The sequence below is a fragment of the Streptomyces tyrfis genome (assembly GCF_037034285.1).
Classification (GTDB): Bacteria; Actinomycetota; Actinomycetes; order Streptomycetales; family Streptomycetaceae; genus Streptomyces.
Genome location: NZ_JBAGJZ010000016.1, coordinates 118,979 through 139,437 on the forward strand (window position 1 = coordinate 118,979; position 20,459 = coordinate 139,437).

Here is a 20,459-nt window from a genome sequence, read left to right on the forward strand (position 1 = left end):
CATCAGCTCCCGCGCACGGTGGACTGGGGGTCGGCGACGGCCACGGCCATGTCGACGACGAAGGTGATGAGCAGCGCGGCCGCGCCGTAGACCAGCACGACGCCCTGGACCAGCGGATAGTCCTTCTCGGTGATCGCCTGCACGATCGTGGTGCCGAGGCCGGGCCAGGCGAAGACGTTCTCGACCAGTACGGTGCCGGCGAGCAGCGAGCTGAACAGCAGGCCGCCGAGAGTGAGCGAGGAGGTCAGCAGGTTGGGCAGGGCGTGGCGCAGGTAGCGCAGCCGGGCCGGGAGCCGTTTGGCGCGGGCGGTGCGCATGTAGTCCTCGCCGAGCACCCGCAGGGTCTCCACCCGGACGATGCGCGACAGGGTCGCCGCCGGGACGACGGCGAGCGCCAGCACCGGCAGCACGTAGGAGTCCAGGCCGGCGCGGGAGGCCACGGGGAAGAGCGGCCACGTCACGGCGAACGCGGCGACCAGGCCGACGGCCAGCAGGAATTCGGGCACGGCGCCCAGGAGACCGGTGACGCCGGTGAAAACGAGCTCGCTCCGGCGTCGGCGGCCGTCCTTGGTCAGCACCGCGGCCGTCATCCCGACCGGGACGGCGATCAGCAGGATCAGCGCGAAGGCGGGCACGGCGATCTGCAGCGTCGCCGGTAGCCGGCCCGCGATGATCTCCGAGACGGGCATCTGGGCGCCGATCGAGTCGCCGAGCCGGCCCTGGAGCAGATGGCCGACGAAGGCGCCGAACTGTCTCGGCAGGGACTCGTCCAGGCCGAGCGAGCGCCTGCGGGCCTCGATCAGCGCCGGGTCGGCGGTGGGGCCGAGGGCCGCCCGGACCGGGTCGCCGGGGATCAGGTGGATCATCGCGAACGCCGCGGTGACGAGCGCGGCCAGCGACACCACGAGTCGCCGGGTGCGGCGCAGGACGAATCCGGCCCAGGGGCCGCGGACCGTCGCACGGAGTGGGTTCGGGGTGAGCGCGGTCATCGGCCGTCGCCCCGTCGCAGGGTGCTGGGAACGACCCCGCCGCCGTCGACCTCGAAGGTGATGCCCTTGGCGTAGTAGCGGACCGGTCGGGCGGCGAACGGGACGATGTCGACGTTCTTGACGAGGGCGGCGTCGGCCGCCTCCCACAGGGCGCAGCCGTCGGCGCCGGGCCTGGCCGCGGCCAGGGCGGCGAGCCGGTGGTAGTCGGGGTTGGCGAGGGACCCGAAGTTGTTGCCCTTCGGGGGCGGGGGCCCGTCGTAGAACTGGGTGAGCTGGTCCGGGAGGGTGACTCCGATGGGGGCCCAGGCCAGGTCCCAGTCCCCGCCGGCCAGGGTGCCGAGGATGCTGGAGGAGCCGATGGGCCTCGCCTTCGCCCTCACCCCGAAGGACGTCCACCGCTGGACGGCGAGTTCGACGGCCGAGGCGACCTGCGGTCCCTGGTTGGTCGGGTAGCTGAGCCCGACGGTGAGCGGCTTTCCGGCCTTGGTCCAGGTGCCGCCGTCCTTCGTCCAGCCCGCCGCGGTGAGCGCGGCGGCGGCCCGCTCGGGGTCGTGGGCGGGCAGGTTCCCGGTGACGGTGTCGCCGGCGCAGGGCGTGGGCACGGTCTCGCCGATGGCGGTGGCGGACTCGCCCTTGCCCCCGGTGGCGACGTTCCTGAGCTCCTTCAGGTCCAGTGCCGAGACCAGGGCCCTGCGCACGGCCGGGTCGGCGCCCGGACGGCCGGCGGCCTGGTTGAACAGCAGCTGTCCGAACAGGGCCTCGAAGCTCCGGCTCCTCACCTTCGCGGCGTCCAGCCGGTCCTGGTCGGCGCCGTTGACCACGGCGCCGTGGATCTGACCGGACATCAGGAGGTTGGCGGCGGTCGACTCGTTGGGGACCACCTTGAACACGACCTTGCCGGGCAGGTCCTTCCCCGTGGACCCGCGGGGCCCCCACGTGTACCCGTCCCGTCTGACGTACGTGTAGTGGTCACCGGGGACGGCCTCGGTCAGCCGGTACGGTCCGCTGGCGGCGGTCGCCCTGGCCAGCGCGGTCGGCTCGGCCAGGCTCTTCCGGCACAGCAGCGGCAGCATCCGGGCCATCTCGACGATGAACGGGGCGGGTTTCGTCGTGGTGACGGTGACGGTCCGCGTCGCCCTGTGGGCCTTCGCCACGGCGGTGACGGGAACGGACAGGCCCAGCATCGGCGACTGGTTCTTCGGGTCGGCGATGTGGTTGTACTCGGCGGCCACGTCGTCCGCGGTGAGCGGCGATCCGTCCTCGCAGGTCACGCCGGGCCGGATGGTGAACCGCGCGGAGGTGGCCGTGGCGGACCACTTCTCGGCGACGCCGGGGACCACCGTGCCGTCGGCGGCGACGTGCACGAGCGTGTCGTACGCGAAGGTGTTCATCGACAGCGCGGTGGTGGCCAGCGCCATGGTGGGACTGAGGGTGCCGGGGTCGGCGGCGACCGCGAACACCACCGTGGAGCCGCTGCCCCCGGAGGCCGGACCACCGCCGCACGCGGATGCGGTGGCGACCAGGCCGAGCACCGTGACCGCCGCGGCCGCGGCCCTGGCCCCGCACGTCCTTCTGCTTCTCGTGTCCGTGCCTGTGACGCTGACCATGGTCACCTCCGAAGAAGCGGCACCCCGCCGCCGAGTGAGGGAACAGTAGGCAGCGGTGCGGCGGCCGCGAGTGGTCGCGCCGCACGAAAAACTCCCTCGCCGATGGTGCGCCGCGACGAAGACGAACGCGGGGCCGGGCCGTGTCGTCGCAGCGCCGACTGCCGTGCGACGCCTGGCGCACGTGCTCGCGGCGCCGTCGGACTCGTCCTCGCGCGTCCGGTGCGAGGACGACCCCGCCGCCCCGCGATCAACGGGGTCTTCCCTGTTCGAGCGGAGCCGAGAACTCGGGGGAGGCGCCGGCCGCGCGGCCCGGCCTCCGGCCGGGCGACGGCACTTCGCGGAGACGGCCTCGGAGCGAACCGTTCCCGAGAACGGCTCGAGCCCCGGGGCGCGAACGTGCCCGCGCGGGGCGGGAATATCCCTTTGCGGATGGTCGCGGCGTCCGGGCAGGATGCGCCGATGACCCCCCGGTACCGGATCCACGCCCAGTACGACGCCCGCACGATCGTGGTCTACCAGGCGTATTCACCCGCGATCGCCGATCCCTGCCTGCGGGCCGGGCGCTTCGTGGCGCCGTTCTCGTTCCACCGGATGACCTGGATCAAGCCGTCGTTCCTGTGGCTGATGCACCGCAGCAACTGGGCGCGGAAGGCGGGGCAGGAACGCGTCCTGGCGGTGCGGATCACCCGTGACGGCTGGGAGGAGGCGCTGTCCTCGGCGGTGCTGACCACCTCCGATCCGGCGGCCGTCGCGCAGGCCCCCGTCCATGTCCAGTGGGATCCGGAGCGCTCGCTGCGGGGAGCCGCCCTCAACCACTACAGCATCCAGGTCGGCGTCGGGCGCGGGCTGATCCGCGCCTTCGCGGAGGAGTGGGTCGTCGATCTCACCGACATCACCCCGCGGGTGCGCGCGATCACGGCGGCGAGGCAGAACGGGCGGGCGGCCCGGGCCCAGCGGCTGCTGCCGCCGGAGCGCCCCTACCCGGTCCCGGCCGCCCTCGCGAAGCGGCTGCTCATCGACGGCTGAGGCCCGGCGCCGCCGCGCGGCCGGTCCACGGCGGAGGGAACGGCCTCCGCCTCGCCCCGCGCCGAACCGGCCGTACGGCGGGCCTCGATTGACGGGCCGTCAGCGGGGTCCAGCGCGTGCGCCGCGCCCGCGACGGCTCCCGCCGCCATCAGGCGCCTCGCCCGCTCCATACGCCACTGGCATATGTGAAGATCTGGCCATGAGTACTTCACCGCAGTCCCCGGCCGACCGGATTCAGACGGACCGCCCCCATTCGGCCCGTGTCTGGAACTACCTCCTGGGAGGCAAGGACAACTACGCCGTCGACCACGAGATGGGCGACATGATCCTGAAGGCGTTCCCCGATTTCGCCGCGATCGCCCGGCTCCAACGGGCCTTCCTCGCCCGCGCGGTGCACTTCCTGACGGCGGAGGCCGGCATCCGCCAGTTCCTCGACATCGGCACGGGCCTGCCGACGGCGAACAACACGCACGAGGTGGCCCAGCGGGTGGCCCCCGAGTCCCGGATCGTGTACGTCGACAACGACCCGCTCGTCCTGGCCCATGCCCGCGCCCTGCTCACCAGCACGCCCGAGGGCGCGTGCGCGTACATCGACGCCGACGTCAGGGACGCCGACACGATCCTCGCCGAGGCGGCCACGACGCTGGACTTCAGCAAGCCGGTCGGACTGACCATGCTGGGGATCATGGGGCAGCTGCCCGACGAGGACGACCCGTGGACCCTGGTGGACCGGCTGCTGGCGGCCCTCCCCGCGGGAAGCTATCTGGCCCTCAGCGACGGCACGGACACCAGCGAGTCGCTGAACCAGGCCGTCGCCTCGTACAACGCGAACTCGGCCAGTTCGTACCATCTGCGCAGCCCCGAGCGGATCGCCGACTTCTTCCACGGTCTGCGGCTGGTCGAGCCGGGCGTCGTCCGGACGGCGGACTGGCGCCCGGACCCCGCCCAGGGCGGGGCGAACGAGCGGCAGGGTCACGCGGTCAGCGGTGTCGGACTCAAGGTGTGAGACTTCCGGTCCCCGGGCGCCCGGCCGTTCGACCCTCGGCCGGGGCGCCCGGAGCGCCGGAGGATTCGTCAGCACGGAAGACCGGCGGTGCGAAAGACCGGGGCCCCGGGAGGCCGGCCGCGCGGAAGACCGGCGCCCCGCTCGCACCGCGCCGCCGCACGACGCGCCGCCGCGCCCGCCGGTTCCCCGGGCTACCGCCGGGCGAGCACCCCTCGGATGAACTCCGCCTGCCCGGCGTGCTGCAGATCGTCCGAGACGACGCTGATCAGCCGGACCCCGAGGGTGACCGGCGGCGACCACGCCTCGTCGACGATCCGGTTCAGGGACCTGCCGTCGAGCCCGCCCACGAACGCGAGGGTCTGCTCGTGGACGGCGTCGTGATAACCGAGCAGCGGCGCCGCCGACTTGACCCGCACCGCCGCGACCTGCGCGGGGTCGTGGCCGTATCCGGTGGCGGACTTCTCGAAGGGCAGGCCGAAGCGGCCGGCCCACTCCTGGGCGGTCCAGACCTGTTCGACACCGGCGGCGTCCGAGACGTGGTCGTCCTGGACCCGGGTGAGATGCCAGACGAGCCAGGCGATCGTGTTCGCCCCGTCGTCGAGCCGGGCGTGCAGGTCGGCGCGCGACACGCCCTCCACCGCCGAGTGCACCGTCTCCTGGACGCGGTTGAACGCGTCCGTCAAAAGGTCAGCGCTGTTCATGACCTCACCATGGCCGCTGCCGCGCCGGTGCTCCGCGACCGACACGCGCCGCCCGGGACGCCGTCGGCCCGGACACCGCCCACGGCCGTCGCCGCCGGGAGTTCGCCGGGGCCGGGCCGGCGGCATGCCCCGCCTCAGGCGCGTGGCGCACCGGCCGGGCCGGACCGGCCGGCCGTCAGTCCTGCGGCCCGGGACAGCCTGCGCAAGGAGTCCACCAGCGCCGCCCGGTCGTGGGTGCTGGTGGTGACCAGCACCTCGTCCGCGCCGGTCTGCCCGATGATCTCTTCGAGCGCGGCCACGACCCGGTCCTCCGTCCCCTGGACATGGCCGCGCAGCCCCTCCTCGTAGCGGGCGCGTTCCTTCTCCGTCATGGTCAGGGCCTCGATCCGGTCGGCGGGCAGGAGCGGCGGGAACTCGCCGTGGGTCCGGGCGTACGCCATCGACCACGCCTCCGGCATCAGGAGCCGCCGGGCCTGCTCCTCGCTCCCGGCGGGCGCGACCGTGCCCGACACCACGACATGGGGCTCGGCGGCCCAGGACGAGGGGCGGAACTCCCGGCGGTAGCGTTCGACGGTCCGCAGCAGCCTCTCCCGGTCGCGGAGGTCTCCGACGACCAGCGGCAGCCCGGCCGCCGCGGCGGTGCCCGCCCCCGCCCCGGTGGCCAGCACGAACGGCGGGACGCGCAGCCCCTCGGCGGGGCGGGCGTGCACGCCCGGGTGGGCGGACTGGGTGCCGTCCAGCCAGCCGAGGAGTTCGGCGAGCTGCCCGGCGAAGTCCTCCGCCGCCGTCCTGTCCCGGCCGAGCGCCCCCCGGACGCCGTCGGTGAAACCCACCGAACGTCCGAGGCCCATGTCGATCCGGCCGGGGAAGAGCGACTCCAGGACTCCGAACTGCTCGGCCACCACGAACGGCCGGTGGTTGGGGAGCATCACCCCGCCCGTCCCCACCCGGATGGCGGACGTAGCCGCCGCGACGGCCGCCGCCAGCACGGTCGGCGCCGACCCGGCGATCCCCGGCACCCCGTGGTGCTCGGACACCCAGAACCGGTGGTAACCGAGGGCCTCGGCCTCCCGGGCCAGGGCCACGGTGTCACGGAGCGCCTCCGGGGCCTCGCGGCCCTCGCGGACGCGGGAGCGGTCGAGCACGGAGAAGCGGATGGCCGCGAGCACGGGGTTCATGTCCTGGTTCAACGTCCGTCCGCCGCGCGGATTCCCTCCGGGCCGAAGCCGCCCCGTCCCCGCACTGATTCCGGCCGCGGCCGAGCTGCCGGGCTCCTCGCGGATTCCCGTCGCGCACGGGACCCGCACGGGACCCGAAACGCCGTGGGCCCCTCGCGCACGCGGCGCGGCCCCGGGGCACGCTGCCCGGGGCCGCGCCGGTCGTGCGCCCGCCGTGCCGGGGCGGCCGGGTGTGCGGCCGCCGACCGGTGGACGGAGCGGCTGCTCCGGAGAGCGGTCACTCCATCGGATGGATGTCCCCGCCGGCCGTGCCGCTGACCTGTTCGCTCCGCTCCTCGATCCTGCGGGCCTTGTCCTTCAGTCGCTGCCGTTCCTTGGGGTCGGTGGTGCGTTCGGCGGCCTCGTTGAGGTCCTTCGCCTTGGCGCGCATCTCCCTCACTCGACCACGGTATTCGTCCGACTCGCTCATGTTCACTCCTTGGATCTGTGGGTGGAGCCGCCTCCGCCACGGAACCAGGTTTCCCGGGACACCGCACTCCAGGCGGTCACCGTCCGTCACGCCGTGCCGAACGGCGCCTCGGGCATCAACAGCCCGGCGTCGCGGGCGGCCAGCGCCGCCTGCACGCGGTTTCCCACTCCCAGCGTAGTCAGGATGCGGCTGACATGGGCTTTCACGGTGCTCTCGCTCATCCGCAGCCGCCCGGCGATCTCCGCGTTGGCGGCTCCCTGGGCCAGCAGTGCCAGGACCTCTCGCTCGCGGGGCGTCAGCCGGTCGATCCGGCCCCGGTCCACGCCGGGCCCGGTGCGGGCGGTGTGCTGGAAGCGGTCGATCAGACGCCGGGCCGCGGCCGGGTGCAGCAGCGCCGAACCGGCCGCCACCAGGTGCACGGCCCGCAGGATCTCCGCCGGGTCGGCGTCCTTGAGCAGGAACCCGTCGGCGCCCGCCGCCAGCGACTCGTACACATAGGCGTCCAGGTCGAAGGTGGTCAGCGTGATCACGCGCGGCGCGTGCGGCAGCCCGCGCAGACGCGCGATCGCCCCGATGCCGTCCAGCCTCGGCATGCGTACGTCCATGAGGGCGACGTCCACCCGGTGCGCGGCGGCCAGGGCCACCGCCTCGAGGCCGTCGGACGCCTGGGCGACGACCTCGATGCCGGGATCGGTCGCCAGCAGGTCGGTCAGCGCCAGCCGGACCAGCGCGTCGTCGTCCACCACCATCGTCCGGATGGCCGCCGCGGTCACCGCCCGGCCCCTTTCCCGGCCGGGGCCCCGGCTCCCGTCGGCACGGGTTCCGTCGGGACGGCTCCCATCGGCGCGAGTCCCGTCGGCGCGTGCCCGGCGCGCTCCGTCCCGTGCCGTCCCTCGCCGGGCTCGCGTCCCGGGTCCGTGCCCGGCGGCCGCGGCAGCCGGGCCGCGAGCCGCCATCCGCCGTCCGGCGTCGGACCGCGGTCGAGCACGCCGTGCAGTCCGGCGACCCGTTCGGCCAGTCCGACGAGGCCGAACCCCCGGCCCGTCGGCGCCTCGGCCCGGGGCACGGGAACGGGCGCGGCGCCGTTGACGACCTCGACCTCGGTCGCGGGTCCGTCGTAGCGCACCCTGAGCCGGACAGCCGCGCCCGGGGCGTGTTTGCGGGCGTTGGTGAGCCCCTCCTGGACGAGGCGGTGCACCGCCAGCAGATGGGTGGCGGGCGCGGTGTCCGGATCGCCCGTCACCTCCGCCTCGACCTGCTGCCCGCTCGCGGCCACCTCGTCGAGCAGGTCCGCCAGGTCGCGGATCGCGGGGGCGCAGGGCGCGGGACCGGCGGCGGGCTGCGTGCCGTCCCCCGCGCGCAGCACGCCCAGCACGTCCCGCAGATCCTCCAGTGCCCGGGTGGACGTGGTGCGCAGCAGCGCGATCCGCTCGCCCACCTGCGGCGGCAGCGTGTCCGCGCGCAGTGCCAGGACCCCGGTGTGCAGCGCGAGCAGGCTGAGCCGGTGGGCCAGCACGTCGTGCATCTCGGCCGCGATCCGGGCCCGTTCGGCCGACCGGACCTGTTCGGCGCGGAGTTCGACCTGCTTCTCCAGCGAGTCGATCAGTTTCCGGCGGCTGTGCCACCACAGCCCGGCCGTCAGCGCCAGGGTGAACAGCAGCACCGCCCCGTAGGTCGGCGTCACACCACCGCTGAGCGGGGCGCCGCAGAGCCACGGCAGCACTCCCGCGACCGCCCCGGCCCCCGCCGCGACCCGCCACCTGCCCTGGGCCGCCAGATGGAAGACCAGCACCGTCATGGGTTCGTACGCGCCCCGCGCGACCAGCGCCGCCACCGCGACGCCGAGCACCGGGAGCGGATGGCGCCAGCGCAGCGGCAGGGCCAGTGCGGCGAGGACGGCCGACGCCTCCGCCGGGTACGACGGCGGGGCGTGGAGGCGGGCCATGGCCAGCCCCTGCGCCACCAGCAGCAGCACCGCTCCGGACAGCGCCCATTCCGTCCACGCCGGGCCTCGGTGAGGGTATTCGCGCTCCACCGGCCGATCGTAGGCACGGCCGGGCTCCGGCCTCATCGGCCTCGGGTCGCATTCCGGCCCCTCTTCCGGTGAGGTTCCGTACGCTTCGGGGACGACTCCGCACCGATGCGTTCCGAGCCGGGGGCCGCTTCTCGGAGGCCGTGACGCCCCCGGTCCCCGCCCTCGTGACCGGGTTTCACCCGGCCGGCCGGTCAGCGACGGCGGCAGAGCCCGGGGCACCGGCGCCCGGAGGCGGCCGGCCGGTGCCGACCGGCGCCGAGGAAGCCGAGCCCGATGCCCAGCATCCAGGAGTCCTTGGCCAGCGGGACGCCGTTGTGCGTGGGCCGCAGGCTGCCGGGTTCCCGCATCCCCGGCAGCCGCAGGTAGAGCCCGAGCAGCCCGCTGGAGAACCCGGTCAGCGCCAGTCCGGCCACGCGGGTCGGTACGAACGGGGCGAGCAGGGCGCCGCCGATCGCGATCTCCGACCAGGCGAGCGCCCGGGTGAACCGCCCGGGCTCGATCTTCTTCAGGAACGGGTAGGCGGCGCAGGCCATGTCGTGCATGGACCGGGCGGTGTCCTCGTCCGCCTTGAGCTTGCCCAGGCCCGAGTTCAGGATGAACGCGCCGGTGGCGAGGCGGGGGGCCGCGTCGCGCCATTCGAATGCCGTCGTCATGGGAGCCTCCGTCGTTCTGGTGATCGGCCCCCGATCGAGCTTAGCCAGAAGGCGCCGACGGCGCTTCGCGAGCGTCCCGGCCCGGTCCGCACGGCACGGCAGGGCCCCGCACGCCTCCCCCGAGCAGGAGCACCAGGACGCGCCCTGGGGACCGGGCCGCGCGGGGCGGCGCGAGCAACCCGCGCGCACGCGGTGCGGGGCGCGGCCGGGCCGGTTCCGGTCATCCGAATCGCCCGCGTCCGTGAGGCCCGGCGGAGCTCCGGGTCCGGTACTTTTTGCCGGATGGCGACGTATTTCCGGAACGAGGAAGCGGCGAAGAGCCAGCCGGTGCTGATGACCGTGCAGTCCCAGGAGGTGGACGAGGGCTACCGGCTGGTCGACCCCGGCGGGGCCCTGACGCCCACGGTGGAACACGTGCAGTGGGTGGACAGCCATCCGTCCGGCCCGGACACCCATGTGGTCGTCTCGTTCGAGGACGGCACGGACATCGAGTTCCCGTTCGACGTGCCGCTGACCGTCGTCTGGCACGACGAACGGCGCCCGGTGCGCGGCGCCGACCTCGCCTCGGCCGCTCCCGCCGCATGGGGCACACCGCTCCACCGGTGACGCGCGGGCCCTCGCCTCATGCGGCCGGCCGGACTCAACCACCTCGCCTCTTCGGTCCGTTGCGACCATTCACACCCAACGCCCCGTTCCCGGCCTTCTGTTCCGCTTCGCCCACTGCGAAACAACACGTGTTCGACTTCCGTTGATCCCGGAGCAACCTCGGGCTCCCGGCCGCCGTCTTGATCGACAACGAGGCGGCCCGCCGACCGGCGGCTCGTCGCATGTGACACCCTGTCCGACCCCACGAGCGCCCGGGTGCGACCACCAGTCAGCTATGCATGGCGTGTATACGATGTATATACGCGAAGCGCATAGATGCGGTCTGCGGCCCGGCCGCGCGCGAAAGGCTTCCATGCACGGCAAGGCACTGGCGCCCGAGTACCAGGGCGCTCTCACCAAGATGTCGGTGAACTCCTCCCTCACGGACGTACTCGCCGAAGGCTTGAGACATCTGAGGGAGGCCGAACTCACCGGTTCACGGCAGGAGGTGGCCCGCTGCGGGCTGGCGGTGGCCGAGGCGCACCGCAGACTCGGCAACGTCGAGGAGGCGGACCGTGCGTGGAAGGACAGTTACCGGGCGGCCCGTTCGGCGGGCGACCAGGGGTCGATGGCATGGGCGTTGTGGAGCGGCGGCACGCTCGCCCGGCAGTGCGGTCGGCTCAGGCTCGCGTTCCGTCTGCTGGAGCTCGCGGCCGACATGGGCAAGCGCGGCGGTGACATCGTCGCCCGCGGGTACTCCCTCGCCGGTCTCGCGGAGACCGGACGCATACAGGGCGACTACCGGACCGTCGCGGCCCTGCACGAACAGCTGCTGGCCGAGGCACGCGCCCGCGGCGAGGCCCGCCACACCGTGTGGGCGCTGGAGGGCATCGCCCAGATCCACCGCAACACCGGATCGCTCGACAGCGCGCTCGCCATGTTCGAGGAGGCCGCCGAGCTGGCCGGCGCGGCGGAGGACCGGCGGGGCCGGGCCTGGGCGCTGCGCGGCATGGCCGACATCGTCTCACTGCGGGACGACCCGGAACGCGCCCTTGCCCTGCTCTCCGAGGCCGAACTCACCTGTCGCGAGATGAAGTTGTCCAGTGCGCTGGCGTACAACCACAAGATGCGCGCCAATGTGCTCTTCCGTGCCGGGCGGTACGAGGAGGCGCGTGCGGTCTACGAGCAGGCGCTCGGGGAGTTCCGGGCCATGACCGAGCCCCGGGGCGAGGCCCTGGCCCGGCTGGGCCTGGTCAAGTCGCTCGCCCGGCTCGGCCGCGACCGGGACGAGACCGCCGCCGATCTGGGTGAGCTGCGCCGCACCCTGGACCGGATCGGTCTGCTCAACGCCCGCGAGATGGTGGACAAGGCGTTCGCCGAGCTGGGCGTGGCTCCGCCCGGCGGGGCGGGCGAGGAGGGCGGCCGACGATGACCCCACCGTCCGTGACGCGTCGGCCCGCCGCGCCGCAGGTCCTCGGCCGCTGCCGTGACCTGGTCCGCCCGGCGCTGGTGCGTGCCGTGCGGCAACTGCACCCGTGGCACGCGGAGATGGCCGCCTTCTCCTTCGGGTGGGACACCGTCGACGGCTTGCCGGTGCGGGGGTCGGAGGGCAAGGGGGTCCGCCAGGCGATCACCCTCCTCGCCGCCGAGGCCGCGGGCGCGTCCGCCGACGACGCCGTGGTGGGCGCGGTCGCCGTCGAGCTGGTCCACGTCTTCTCGCTCCTGCACGACGACATCATGGACGGCGACGAGACCCGCCGGCGGCGCGCCACGGTCTGGAAGGCGTACGGAACCGGTCCGGCGATCCTCGCGGGGGACGCGCTGTTCGCGCTGGCCGTGCGGACCCTGGCCGACGCCCCCGGCCCGCACGGCGCCGCGGCGGTGCGGCATCTCGCCGCGGCGCTGACGGATCTGGTGGGCGGTCAGGCGGAGGACCTGCTCTTCGAGTCCCGTCCCTGGACCGGGCCGGAGGCGGTGCGACCGCACGAGTACCGGTGGATGGCCGAGCACAAGACCGGCGCGCTGCTGGGCTGCGCGGCGGGACTGGGCGGGGTGCTCGCCGGCGCCCCGGCCGCGACCGTCGAGGCCCTGGCCGATGCCGGGCGCCACCTCGGGGTGGCGTTCCAGGCCGTGGACGATCTGCTCGGGATCTGGGGCGATCCGCAGGTCACGGGCAAGCCCGTGCACAGCGATCTGCGCCGGCTGAAGAAGACGTACCCCGTCCTCGCGGCCCTGGCGTCGGAGGGTCCCGCCGCCGGGCGGCTGGCCGCCCTTCTCGGCGCCGGGGACCCGCTCGACGCCGCGGCCGCGCGGCGGGCGGCCGCCCTGGTCGAGGAGGCCGGCGGGCGGGCGGCGACCCTGGCCGAGGCCCGGCGGCATCTGGACCGCGCCCGCCGCGGCCTGGAGGGCGTCGCGCTGGAACCGGCCGCGCTGGGCGAGCTCCTCGCGCTGTTCCCGTTCCTCGTGGACCGGGCCGGCTGACCACGACGGCTCGCCGCCCCCGGCACCGTGCCGCGCCGGGGGCGGCGAGCCGGGCGCGGGGCGGCGAGCCGGGCGCGGGGCGGCGAGCCGGGCGCGGGGCGGCGAGCCGGGCGCGGGGCGGCGGGCCTGCCCCGCACCCGGCTCGCGCCGTCGGCCCCGGATCACTCCTCGATGGCCCCGCCGATCCGGCGCAGGTGCCGGCGGAAGCTGTACGACGGGTCGGCCGCCCGCCGGGCCAGGTAGTCGTCGAACGAGGTCTGCTCGCGCAGCGTCTCGCCCGCCCTGATCCTGGCCGCCTGGTCGCGCTCGGTCCGCCGGATCTCCCGGGCGGTGGCCAGCACCTCGTCGAGGCGTCCGGCCGGGACGAACAGCACCCCGTCCTCGTCGCCGAGGACGACGTCCTCGCGGCTCACCGCGTGCGGGCCGAACCGGGCCGCGGTCAGCGCCTCCGGCTCGCGGTCGTCGAGCCGGACCGGGCCGGACGGATGGCTGCCGTAGCTGAACACCGGAACGCCGATCTCCGCCAGTTCCGCGGTGTCGCGGTGCAGTCCCCACACCACCAGGGCCGCCACCCCGGCCGCCGCGGCCTCCAGGACCGTCAGGTCCCCGACGCACGCCTCGTCCGTGCGACCGCCGTTGTCGACGACCAGGACGTCGCCCGGCTCGGCGGCGCCGAACGCCTCCAGGAAGACGTCCACGCTGCCGTAGTGCCGGGCCGGCAGGGCCCGGCCCGCGATCCGGAGCCCGGGCGTCACCGCGGCCAGACCGGCCGGTGCGGCCCGCAGCGGCACGTCGGCGCGCAGGCAGGCGTCGGCCACCAGCGGCGTGGACAGGTCGTCAAAAGCCCTCAGCATGAAGCTCTCCCTGGCGAGGCGGGGCCGTCGCCGGGCCCCCGCGAACGGTGGCGGCGACGGCGGATCGGGGCGTGTTCGCGGCCGCGATGCTACTGGGACGGGCGCGGCCCGTCGACGGCCCGCCCGGCAGCCTCCCGGCACAGCGCCGGGTCCCCGGTCCCGGGGAGGGAGAGAGCCGTACGGCTCGGGTGATACGTCGGGAGCGACGGGCTACCAGTAGTGCCGCCGGCCTCCCACGGCGTGTCCCACGGTGCCCAGGAGCCACAGGACGAGCCCGATCACGACCAGCACGATGCCGATGGTCCACAGGATCGAGATGCCCGTCACCAGGCCGAGGATCAGCAGAATGATGCCAAGGACGATCATGGAGTCCTCCCATCACGCGACTGTCTCCCAGTATGCGCCGCACCGGGTCGCGGGGTGACGTCGGACGGGGCGGCGTGACGTCGCGACGGCGGCGGCCGGCCCCTTCCGCCACCGCGCGCACAAGCGCCGCGGCCGGGCCGGGGGCTGGGCCCGTAGGGTGACTTCCCCCGCATGTCGTCGCGGGAGCCCCGGGCCGCACGGTCGCTGCTGGTACCAGCAGGGGAATGCCCAGGCCATCGCATCCGCAGCCCGACAGCACGCCTCCCGGGGGCCGCCGGACGTCCCGTCGTGCCGCCTCCCGCCGGGTGCGGCGCGGATCGCCGCGCCGCCCGCACCGGCCCCCGGGCGCACGTCCCGCGCCGCGCGTCGCCGGGCACGGACCCCGGGTGAACCCCACGCTGCGGCTGTGCGCCGCGTACGCGTGGCGCGTCCTCGTGGTGGGGGCGGTCGTGTACGCCGCCTTCGCCGTGCTGGGGCGGTTCCACGAGGTGGCGGCGGCCGTCTTCCTCGGCCTGGTCGGCACGGCGATGCTGCGGCCGGCCGCGGACCTCCTGTCCCGTCTGATGCCGCGTCCGCTCGCCGTCACCCTGGCCCTGCTCGGCAGCATCGTGCTGGTCCTCGGCGTGCTGAGTCTCGTCGGCGAGGTGGTCGCGAGCGAACGCCACGTGCTGGAACGGGAGTTCGCCGACGGACTCGGCCGGATCAAGCGCTGGCTGGAGGCGCCGCCGTTCCGTCTGGACCCGCACACGCTCAACGACCTCCAGTCCCGCATCGGCGATTTCCTCTCCCGCCACCGCTCGGCGCTCATCAGCACCGCGCTCAGCGGTGTGGGCCGGCTGGTCGAGGTGGTGACGGTGTTCGCCCTCGCCCTGTTCTGCTCGGTCTTCTTCATCCACTCGGGCGACCGGCACTGGAGCTGGTTCTGCCGTCAGCTCCCGGAGACGGCCCGGGACCGGGTGGAGATCGCGGGTCGCGCGGCCTGGCGGACGTTCACCGGGTACACCCACGGCATCGTCCTGGTGGCGGCGACCAACGCCGTGCTCGTCGGGCTGGCCCTGTACGCGCTCGGGGTGCCGCTGGCCCTTCCCCTGGCGCTGCTGGAGTTCTTCGCCGCGTTCGTCCCGCTCATCGGCTCGCCGATCGCGCTCGCCGTCGCCGCCGTGGTGGCGCTGGCCGCGAAGGGCCCGCTGGTGGCGGCCGTCGTCATCGCGCTGATCGTGGTCATCGGGCAGATCGAGGGCCACCTGCTGCACCCGCTCGTGATGAGCTGGGCCGTCCGCCTGCACCCCGTGGTCGTCGCGATCGCGGTGATCGCCGGCGCCATCGCGGCGGGCGTGCTGGGGGCCGTGGTGGCGGTGCCGCTCGTGTCCGTCCTCTGGTCGGTCCGTCAGGCGCTGTGCCGGGAGGGCGGGTCGGCGCGCCCGGCGCGGTGACGGATCGTCCTCGGTCCGGGGACGGCGGCCTGCGACGGGTCCGCACGCGCACGACGCGACGGCGGCGGGCGGCCGCCCGTCCGGAGCCGCTCGTCGTGCCGACGGGGTCCGCGCGCGGCGAACGGTCCCACGCGCGACCGGACGACCGCGCGGCGGCACGGCGCGGCCCGTCGGCAGACGCCCTCCGCCGGGCCGGGACCGCCCGTCGGGGGCGCGGCGGCCCCGGCCGGACGCGGTCACGGCATGGCCCCGGTGGCGAGGGCGAACCGGCGCCCGCACCGGCCCGGGCCACCGGGCTCCGCCCGGGACTCGGCGCGCCCCGGCCGGGGCCCGCCGCTCGGCGCCGACGGGGTGTCAGCGCGGCGTCAGGTGCTCCCGCTTCACCTCCAGGCCGTGCGGCGCCTCGACGTGCGCCGTGCCGTCGGCGTCCACGGAGACGTCCAGCCGTCCGCCGGCGACTTCGAGCCCCTGGACCTTCAACGGCCGGTACGCCTCGGCGAAGCCGGGCGCGACCGTGACCGTGCCGCCCGGCACATCGGCGGAGAGCCCGAGCACCGACTGGAGCACCAGCACCGAGGAGGCCGCGGCCCACGCCTGCGGGCGGCAGGACGCCGGATAGGGCGCGGGCCGGGAGTCGATCGCCGCGCCGTGGCCGGCGAACAGCTCGGGGAGCCGCCCGTCGAAGGAGTCCGACGCGGTCAGCAGCCCCGCCGACAGGGACGCCGCGGCGTCCGGGAACCCGGCCCTGGCCAGGCCGTGCACCGCTATCGCGGTGTCGTGCGGCCAGATGGAGCCGATGTGGTAGCCATACGGGTTGTACGCCACGGAGTCGCTGCTCAGGGTGCGCAGCCCGTGTCCCGAGTCGAGGTCGGGCGCGCCGAGCCTGGCGGCCAGCAGGGCGCTCTCCTCGTGGTCGAGCAGCCCCGTGCCCAGCAGATGGCCGAAGCCGGAGGTGACGGAGTCCACCGGGCGGCCCTCCCCGTCGAGCGCCACGGCCGGGTACGCCCCGCGCTCGTCCTCCACCCAGAAGCGGGCCCGGAAACGGTCGCGAAGCCGCTGCGCCCACTCCTCCCACGCGTCGGCGCCGGGGCGTCCGAACGCGCGCAGCAGGTCGGCGCCGCCGCGGGCCGCCTCGTACGCGTACGCCTGGACCTCGCAGAGGGCGATCGGGTAGGTGGCGAGCCGTCCGTCGGAGTACCGGATGGAGTCGCCGGAGTCCTTCCAGCCCTGGTTGGCCAGGCCCCGGCCGGTCTGGTCGATGTACTTCAGGAAGCCGTCGCCGCCCGCCTCGGCCTGGTCGCGCATCCACCCGAGGGCGGACTCGGCGTGCGGCAGGAGCCGCTCGACCTCCTCGGGGGCGAGGCCCCAGCGCCAGGCGTCGTGCAGCAGGGTGACCCAGAGCGGGGTGGCGTCGACGGTGCCGTAGTAGCAGGGCGGCAGGGAGAAGCCCTCGTCGAAGTCCTGCGTGGCGCGACGCACCTCGTGCAGGATCTTGCCGGGCTGCTCCTCGGTCGTCGGGTCCTGCTTCGTGCCCTGCCGGCGGGCGAGCGTGCGCAGTGTGCCGGCGGCGAGCGCGGTGCCCAGCGGCAGCGTCATGCGGGCCGCCCACAGCGAATCGCGGCCGAAGAGGGTGAGGAACCAGGGGGCTCCGGCGGCGAGGAACTGGTCGGCGGGGCGCTGCGGATCGGTGAGCCGCAGCCGGTCGAGGTCGGCGACGGAGCGGCTCAGCCAGTGGTCGAAGCGCCGGTCGGCGCTGCGCAGGGCGGGCGTGCTCCAGGGCAGGGTCCCCTCGGCGGGCGCGGGGAACTGGTCGCCGTCCTCGTGCGTCGCCTCGCAGCGCAGCACGGCGGTCCACGAGGAGCCGGGGGCGAGTTCGATCTCGTACTCCAGCCGGCCGGTCCCGGGGGTGACGGCGGCCGGTTCCGGGGAGGCGGTCAGGCGTACGGCGAGGGGGCCGCCGGTCCAGGCGAGCCCGCCGTCGGCCGCGGTGGCGGGGACCGGCCGCGACGCGTGCCCGGTCTTGACCCGCTCCATCGGGGCGAGGTCGGTGCCGGCGGTGACGGTCAGCCGGAAGCGGACGTGGCGGATCCCGGCGTTGGCGATGTCGAGGGTCTCCTCCAGACCGCCGGGGGTGACGCGGCGCCGCCGGTGGAGGGTGACCGCCGGGTCGGCCGTCGACTCGCCGAGGCCGCGCAGCACACCGCGGAAGGCGGCCCGGTCGGCGCCCTCCGCGGTCGTGCCCACCGACGCGATCTCCGTGCCGTCCACCGCGACCGTCAGCCGGGCGAGCGCTCTGCTGTCGCCGTGGTAGAAGCCGTCCGCCGAGCCGTCGATCTGCCCGTCCGCGTGCGAGATCACGAAGCTCGGCGCGCACAGCGTCACACAGGCGTCGTGCAGGAACGGCTGGAGGCCCGTGTTCGCCGGGCCCTCCGGTGCGCCGGAAGGCGGCGTGTCGGGAATCTCGTTGTCCTGGGTCTTGACAGTTGTGTCCAACAGAGCGGAACCTCTCATGGCATTGGAGCGTTCCAAAAACCTTAACGACGACTTCAGCTCGTTGACAATGCTTTTGGAACGCTCCAATGAATCACACTGCTGGATCACATTGCTCGCACGACCCGCTCCGGAGAGTACAGATGGCCCGCTCCCCCGACTCCCCCGCCGCCAAGGGAGCCCCGGTCACCCTCGCCACGGTCGCGCGCCGGGCGGACGTCTCCCCGCAGACGGTGTCGAACGCGCTCAACGCGCCGGACCTGCTGCGCCCGCAGACCCTGGAGCGGGTCCTGGGCGCCATCGAGGAGCTGGGCTACCGCCCGCACCGGGCGGCCCAGACGTTGCGCACCCGCTCCAGCCGGCTCATCGGCTACGGCATCCGCCCGACCCCGCCGGGCGTCTCGGCGCCGGTCATGGACCGGTTCCTGCACGCGCTGTCCCAGACCGCGGACGAGGCCGGGTACCGGATCCTGCTCTTCGCCTCGCCCCCCGGCAGCGCCGGTCTCAAGGGCTACGAGGAGCTCCTCGACCTGCACAGCGTGGACGGCTTCGTGCTGAGCGGCACCGAGCGCGGGGACCGGCGTCAGGCGTGGCTGGAGAAGCGCGGCGTCCCGTTCGTCGGCTTCGGCCGGATGTGGTCGGGCCGGCAGATCGGCGACTGGGTGGATGTCGACGGCGCCTCGGGCACCGACGCCGCCGTCGAGCACCTGGTGGGCCTCGGGCACCGCCGGATCGCGTTCCTCGGCTGGCCCCGCGGCTCCGGGGCCGGTGACGACCGCGCCCTGGGCTGGCAGCGCGCCATGCGGCGGCACGGGCTCCCGGTGCGCGGCCGGCGGGCGGAGAGCGTCGACGACACCGTCTCGGCGCGGGCCGCCGCCGGGCCGCTGCTCGACGCCGGCGCCACGGCCGTGGTCGCCGCCAGCGACATGCTCGCGCTGGGCTGCTACGACGCGCTGCGCGAGCGCGGGGCCGTGCCCGGCGAGGACGTCTCGGTGGTCGGCTTCGACGACTCGCCCGCGGCGGCGCTCCTCTCCCCCGGGCTGTCCACGGTGGCCCAGCCGCTGGAGGCCGTCGGCCGCGAGTGCGTCCGGCTGCTGCTGGCCCGGATGTCGGACGCCGGCGCCCCGCCCGAACGCGTCCTGCTCGAACCCTCCCTCGTCGTGCGCGGCAGCACCGCCGCGCGGAGCGACTGACCCACGGAGAACCGGACTTTCCCCCTCACCCCCACACACCCCCCACGCACCCTCACCCCCCGCGGCCCGGAGACGGGCCGCCGACTGCGCGGCGCAACCCCTTCGGGCCGGCCGGACGCACGTCGTACCCTTCCTGGAGGAAACCCATGAGAACCCGCACGGCCTTCGCCGCCATCGCCACCTGCGCGGCGCTGCTCGCCGCCACCGGCTGTTCGTCCGGCTTCGGCGGCGACGGGGAGACGAAGCAGGACGAGTCCGGCAAGCAGAAGCTGACGGTGCTGATCGCCACCTCGGGCGACGCCGAGACCCAGGCGGTCAAGAAGGCGGCGGCCGCGTACGAGAAGAAGTCCGGCAACTCGGTCACGGTCGAGGTCGCCAAGGACATGAACCAGCAGCTGGCCCAGTCCTTCGCCGGGCACCGGCCGCCGGACGTCTTCTACGTCAACTCCGACCAGTTCGCCAACTACGCCCGCAGCGGCTCGCTCTACGCGTACGGCGACCAGATGTCCGACGCCGACGACTTCTCCGAGCAGCTGCGCACCTCGTTCTCGCACGAGGGGAAGCTGGTCTGCGTCCCGAAGGACGAGTCCACGCTCGCCCTCGTCGTCAACACCGACCTGTGGAAGAAGGCCGGGCTGACGGAGAAGGACTACCCGAAGACCTGGGAGGACCTGCGCAAGGTCGCGGAGCGGCTGACCCGTGACGGCGTCACCGGCCTGGTCACCAGCGACGAGTACCAGCGGCTCGGCGTCTTCATGAAGCAGGCGGGCGGCTCGCTCACCGACCCGGCCCAGAAGAAGATGACCGCCGACACCCCGGAGAACCTCAAGGGCCTGGAGTTCGTCCAGTCCCTCCTGAAGTCCGGCTCCATGAAGTTCGCCAAGCAGGTCGACACCAGCTGGGGCGGCGAGGCGCTCGGCAAGGGCAAGGCCGCCATGACCATCGAGGGCAACTGGCTCGAGGGCGGGATGAGCCATGACTACCCCGACGTGAAGTACGCCGTCGTGCCGCTGCCCGCGGGGCCGGCGGGCCAGGGCACCCTCGCCTACAGCAACTGCTGGGGCGTCGCCGCCGACAGCGCGCACCGCGCGGCGGGGGTCGACCTCGTGAAGTTCCTGTCCTCAGCCGAGCAGCAGCTCGACTTCGCCGCCGAGTTCGGGGTCATGCCCTCGCGGGCCAGCGCGCTGAAGACGTACGCCGAGAAGCAGCCGGCCGCCAAGGCGTGGGTGGACGGCACCGCGTACGCCCAGGGCCCGGTGACGATCGCCGGGTTCGACAAGGTGCTGAGCCAGTTCAACACCGATCTGCAGTCGCTGCGCACCGCCGACCCGAAGAAGATCCTCTCCGGTCTCCAGCGCAACGGCGAACAGGCGATCGCGAAGGGCAACTGAAC

19 protein-coding genes are annotated in these 20,459 nt (G+C 74.5%); 8 read left to right on the forward strand and 11 right to left on the reverse strand.

Annotated elements, in window-relative coordinates:
* Window positions 1-2: 2 nt before the first annotated feature.
* Complete coding sequence (locus tag WA762_RS15100) at window positions 3-989, reverse strand: ABC transporter permease (protein ID WP_335936199.1); 987 nt, start codon at window positions 987-989, stop codon at window positions 3-5.
* Window positions 986-2,596 (reverse strand): ABC transporter substrate-binding protein, encoded by a 1,611-nt coding sequence (locus WA762_RS15105; RefSeq protein WP_335936200.1) that lies wholly within the window; start codon window positions 2,594-2,596, stop codon window positions 986-988. Before WA762_RS15105 ends, WA762_RS15100 begins: the two co-directional genes overlap by 4 nt.
* 459 nt (window positions 2,597-3,055) lie before the next feature.
* Between WA762_RS15105 and WA762_RS15110 the strand changes: the two genes are divergently transcribed.
* Together WA762_RS15110 and WA762_RS15115 are read left to right on the forward strand one after the other, a co-directional pair.
* On the forward strand, window positions 3,056-3,622 hold the full coding sequence (locus WA762_RS15110) for a DUF4291 domain-containing protein (RefSeq protein WP_335936201.1): 567 nt from the start codon (window positions 3,056-3,058) through the stop codon (window positions 3,620-3,622).
* Window positions 3,623-3,821: 199 nt separating this feature from the next.
* Window positions 3,822-4,628 (forward strand): SAM-dependent methyltransferase, encoded by an 807-nt coding sequence (locus tag WA762_RS15115; protein WP_335936202.1) that lies wholly within the window; start codon window positions 3,822-3,824, stop codon window positions 4,626-4,628.
* Window positions 4,629-4,819: 191 nt separating this feature from the next.
* Here the strand turns inward: WA762_RS15115 and WA762_RS15120 are convergent, their stop codons facing one another.
* The 6 genes from WA762_RS15120 to WA762_RS15145 all read right to left on the reverse strand — a co-directional run bounded on the left by WA762_RS15120 (window position 4,820) and on the right by WA762_RS15145 (window position 9,664).
* A complete protein-coding gene (locus WA762_RS15120; protein WP_335936203.1) occupies window positions 4,820-5,329 on the reverse strand; it encodes a mycothiol transferase in 510 nt (169 codons plus the stop codon).
* Window positions 5,330-5,463: 134 nt separating this feature from the next.
* On the reverse strand, window positions 5,464-6,507 hold the full coding sequence (locus WA762_RS15125; protein ID WP_335936204.1) for an MsnO8 family LLM class oxidoreductase: 1,044 nt from the start codon (window positions 6,505-6,507) through the stop codon (window positions 5,464-5,466).
* A gap of 277 nt (window positions 6,508-6,784) precedes the next feature.
* The gene (locus tag WA762_RS15130; RefSeq protein ID WP_335936205.1) at window positions 6,785-6,976 is read right to left on the reverse strand and encodes a DUF6381 family protein; all 192 of its coding nucleotides are present in this window, start codon (window positions 6,974-6,976) and stop codon (window positions 6,785-6,787) included.
* Window positions 6,977-7,062: 86 nt separating this feature from the next.
* A complete protein-coding gene (locus tag WA762_RS15135) occupies window positions 7,063-7,725 on the reverse strand; it encodes a response regulator transcription factor (RefSeq protein WP_335936247.1) in 663 nt (220 codons plus the stop codon).
* Window positions 7,726-7,745: 20 nt separating this feature from the next.
* Window positions 7,746-9,011: a sensor histidine kinase gene (locus tag WA762_RS15140; protein ID WP_335936206.1), complete on the reverse strand. Its 1,266-nt coding sequence runs from the start codon at window positions 9,009-9,011 to the stop codon at window positions 7,746-7,748.
* Window positions 9,012-9,202: 191 nt separating this feature from the next.
* Window positions 9,203-9,664, reverse strand: a complete 462-nt coding sequence (locus tag WA762_RS15145) for a hypothetical protein (protein WP_335936207.1) — start codon at window positions 9,662-9,664, stop codon at window positions 9,203-9,205.
* A gap of 282 nt (window positions 9,665-9,946) precedes the next feature.
* On the opposite strand from WA762_RS15145, the gene WA762_RS15150 reads away from it, so the two are divergent.
* The 3 genes from WA762_RS15150 to WA762_RS15160 all read left to right on the forward strand — a co-directional run bounded on the left by WA762_RS15150 (window position 9,947) and on the right by WA762_RS15160 (window position 12,730).
* A complete protein-coding gene (locus WA762_RS15150; protein WP_335936208.1) occupies window positions 9,947-10,270 on the forward strand; it encodes a hypothetical protein in 324 nt (107 codons plus the stop codon).
* Window positions 10,271-10,622: 352 nt separating this feature from the next.
* Complete coding sequence (locus WA762_RS15155; protein WP_335936209.1) at window positions 10,623-11,681, forward strand: tetratricopeptide repeat protein; 1,059 nt, start codon at window positions 10,623-10,625, stop codon at window positions 11,679-11,681.
* Complete coding sequence (locus tag WA762_RS15160) at window positions 11,678-12,730, forward strand: polyprenyl synthetase family protein (protein ID WP_335936210.1); 1,053 nt, start codon at window positions 11,678-11,680, stop codon at window positions 12,728-12,730. Before WA762_RS15155 ends, WA762_RS15160 begins: the two co-directional genes overlap by 4 nt.
* 161 nt (window positions 12,731-12,891) lie before the next feature.
* Here the strand turns inward: WA762_RS15160 and WA762_RS15165 are convergent, their stop codons facing one another.
* Together WA762_RS15165 and WA762_RS15170 are read right to left on the reverse strand one after the other, a co-directional pair.
* Complete coding sequence (locus WA762_RS15165; RefSeq protein ID WP_335936211.1) at window positions 12,892-13,584, reverse strand: RraA family protein; 693 nt, start codon at window positions 13,582-13,584, stop codon at window positions 12,892-12,894.
* 210 nt (window positions 13,585-13,794) lie between these two features.
* Window positions 13,795-13,950, reverse strand: a complete 156-nt coding sequence (locus tag WA762_RS15170; protein WP_335936212.1) for a DUF6131 family protein — start codon at window positions 13,948-13,950, stop codon at window positions 13,795-13,797.
* A 386-nt stretch (window positions 13,951-14,336) separates the two neighbouring features.
* Between WA762_RS15170 and WA762_RS15175 the strand changes: the two genes are divergently transcribed.
* Window positions 14,337-15,383 (forward strand): AI-2E family transporter, encoded by a 1,047-nt coding sequence (locus WA762_RS15175; RefSeq protein ID WP_335936213.1) that lies wholly within the window; start codon window positions 14,337-14,339, stop codon window positions 15,381-15,383.
* Window positions 15,384-15,737: 354 nt separating this feature from the next.
* Here the strand turns inward: WA762_RS15175 and WA762_RS15180 are convergent, their stop codons facing one another.
* Window positions 15,738-17,876 (reverse strand): amylo-alpha-1,6-glucosidase, encoded by a 2,139-nt coding sequence (locus WA762_RS15180; RefSeq protein WP_335936215.1) that lies wholly within the window; start codon window positions 17,874-17,876, stop codon window positions 15,738-15,740.
* A 140-nt stretch (window positions 17,877-18,016) separates the two neighbouring features.
* Here WA762_RS15180 and WA762_RS15185 point away from each other — a divergent pair, with 140 nt between their 5' ends.
* Both WA762_RS15185 and WA762_RS15190 read left to right on the forward strand, forming a co-directional pair.
* The gene (locus WA762_RS15185) at window positions 18,017-19,066 is read left to right on the forward strand and encodes a LacI family DNA-binding transcriptional regulator (RefSeq protein ID WP_335936216.1); all 1,050 of its coding nucleotides are present in this window, start codon (window positions 18,017-18,019) and stop codon (window positions 19,064-19,066) included.
* Window positions 19,067-19,212: 146 nt separating this feature from the next.
* Window positions 19,213-20,457 (forward strand): extracellular solute-binding protein, encoded by a 1,245-nt coding sequence (locus WA762_RS15190; RefSeq protein ID WP_335936217.1) that lies wholly within the window; start codon window positions 19,213-19,215, stop codon window positions 20,455-20,457.
* Window positions 20,458-20,459: the final 2 nt, after the last annotated feature.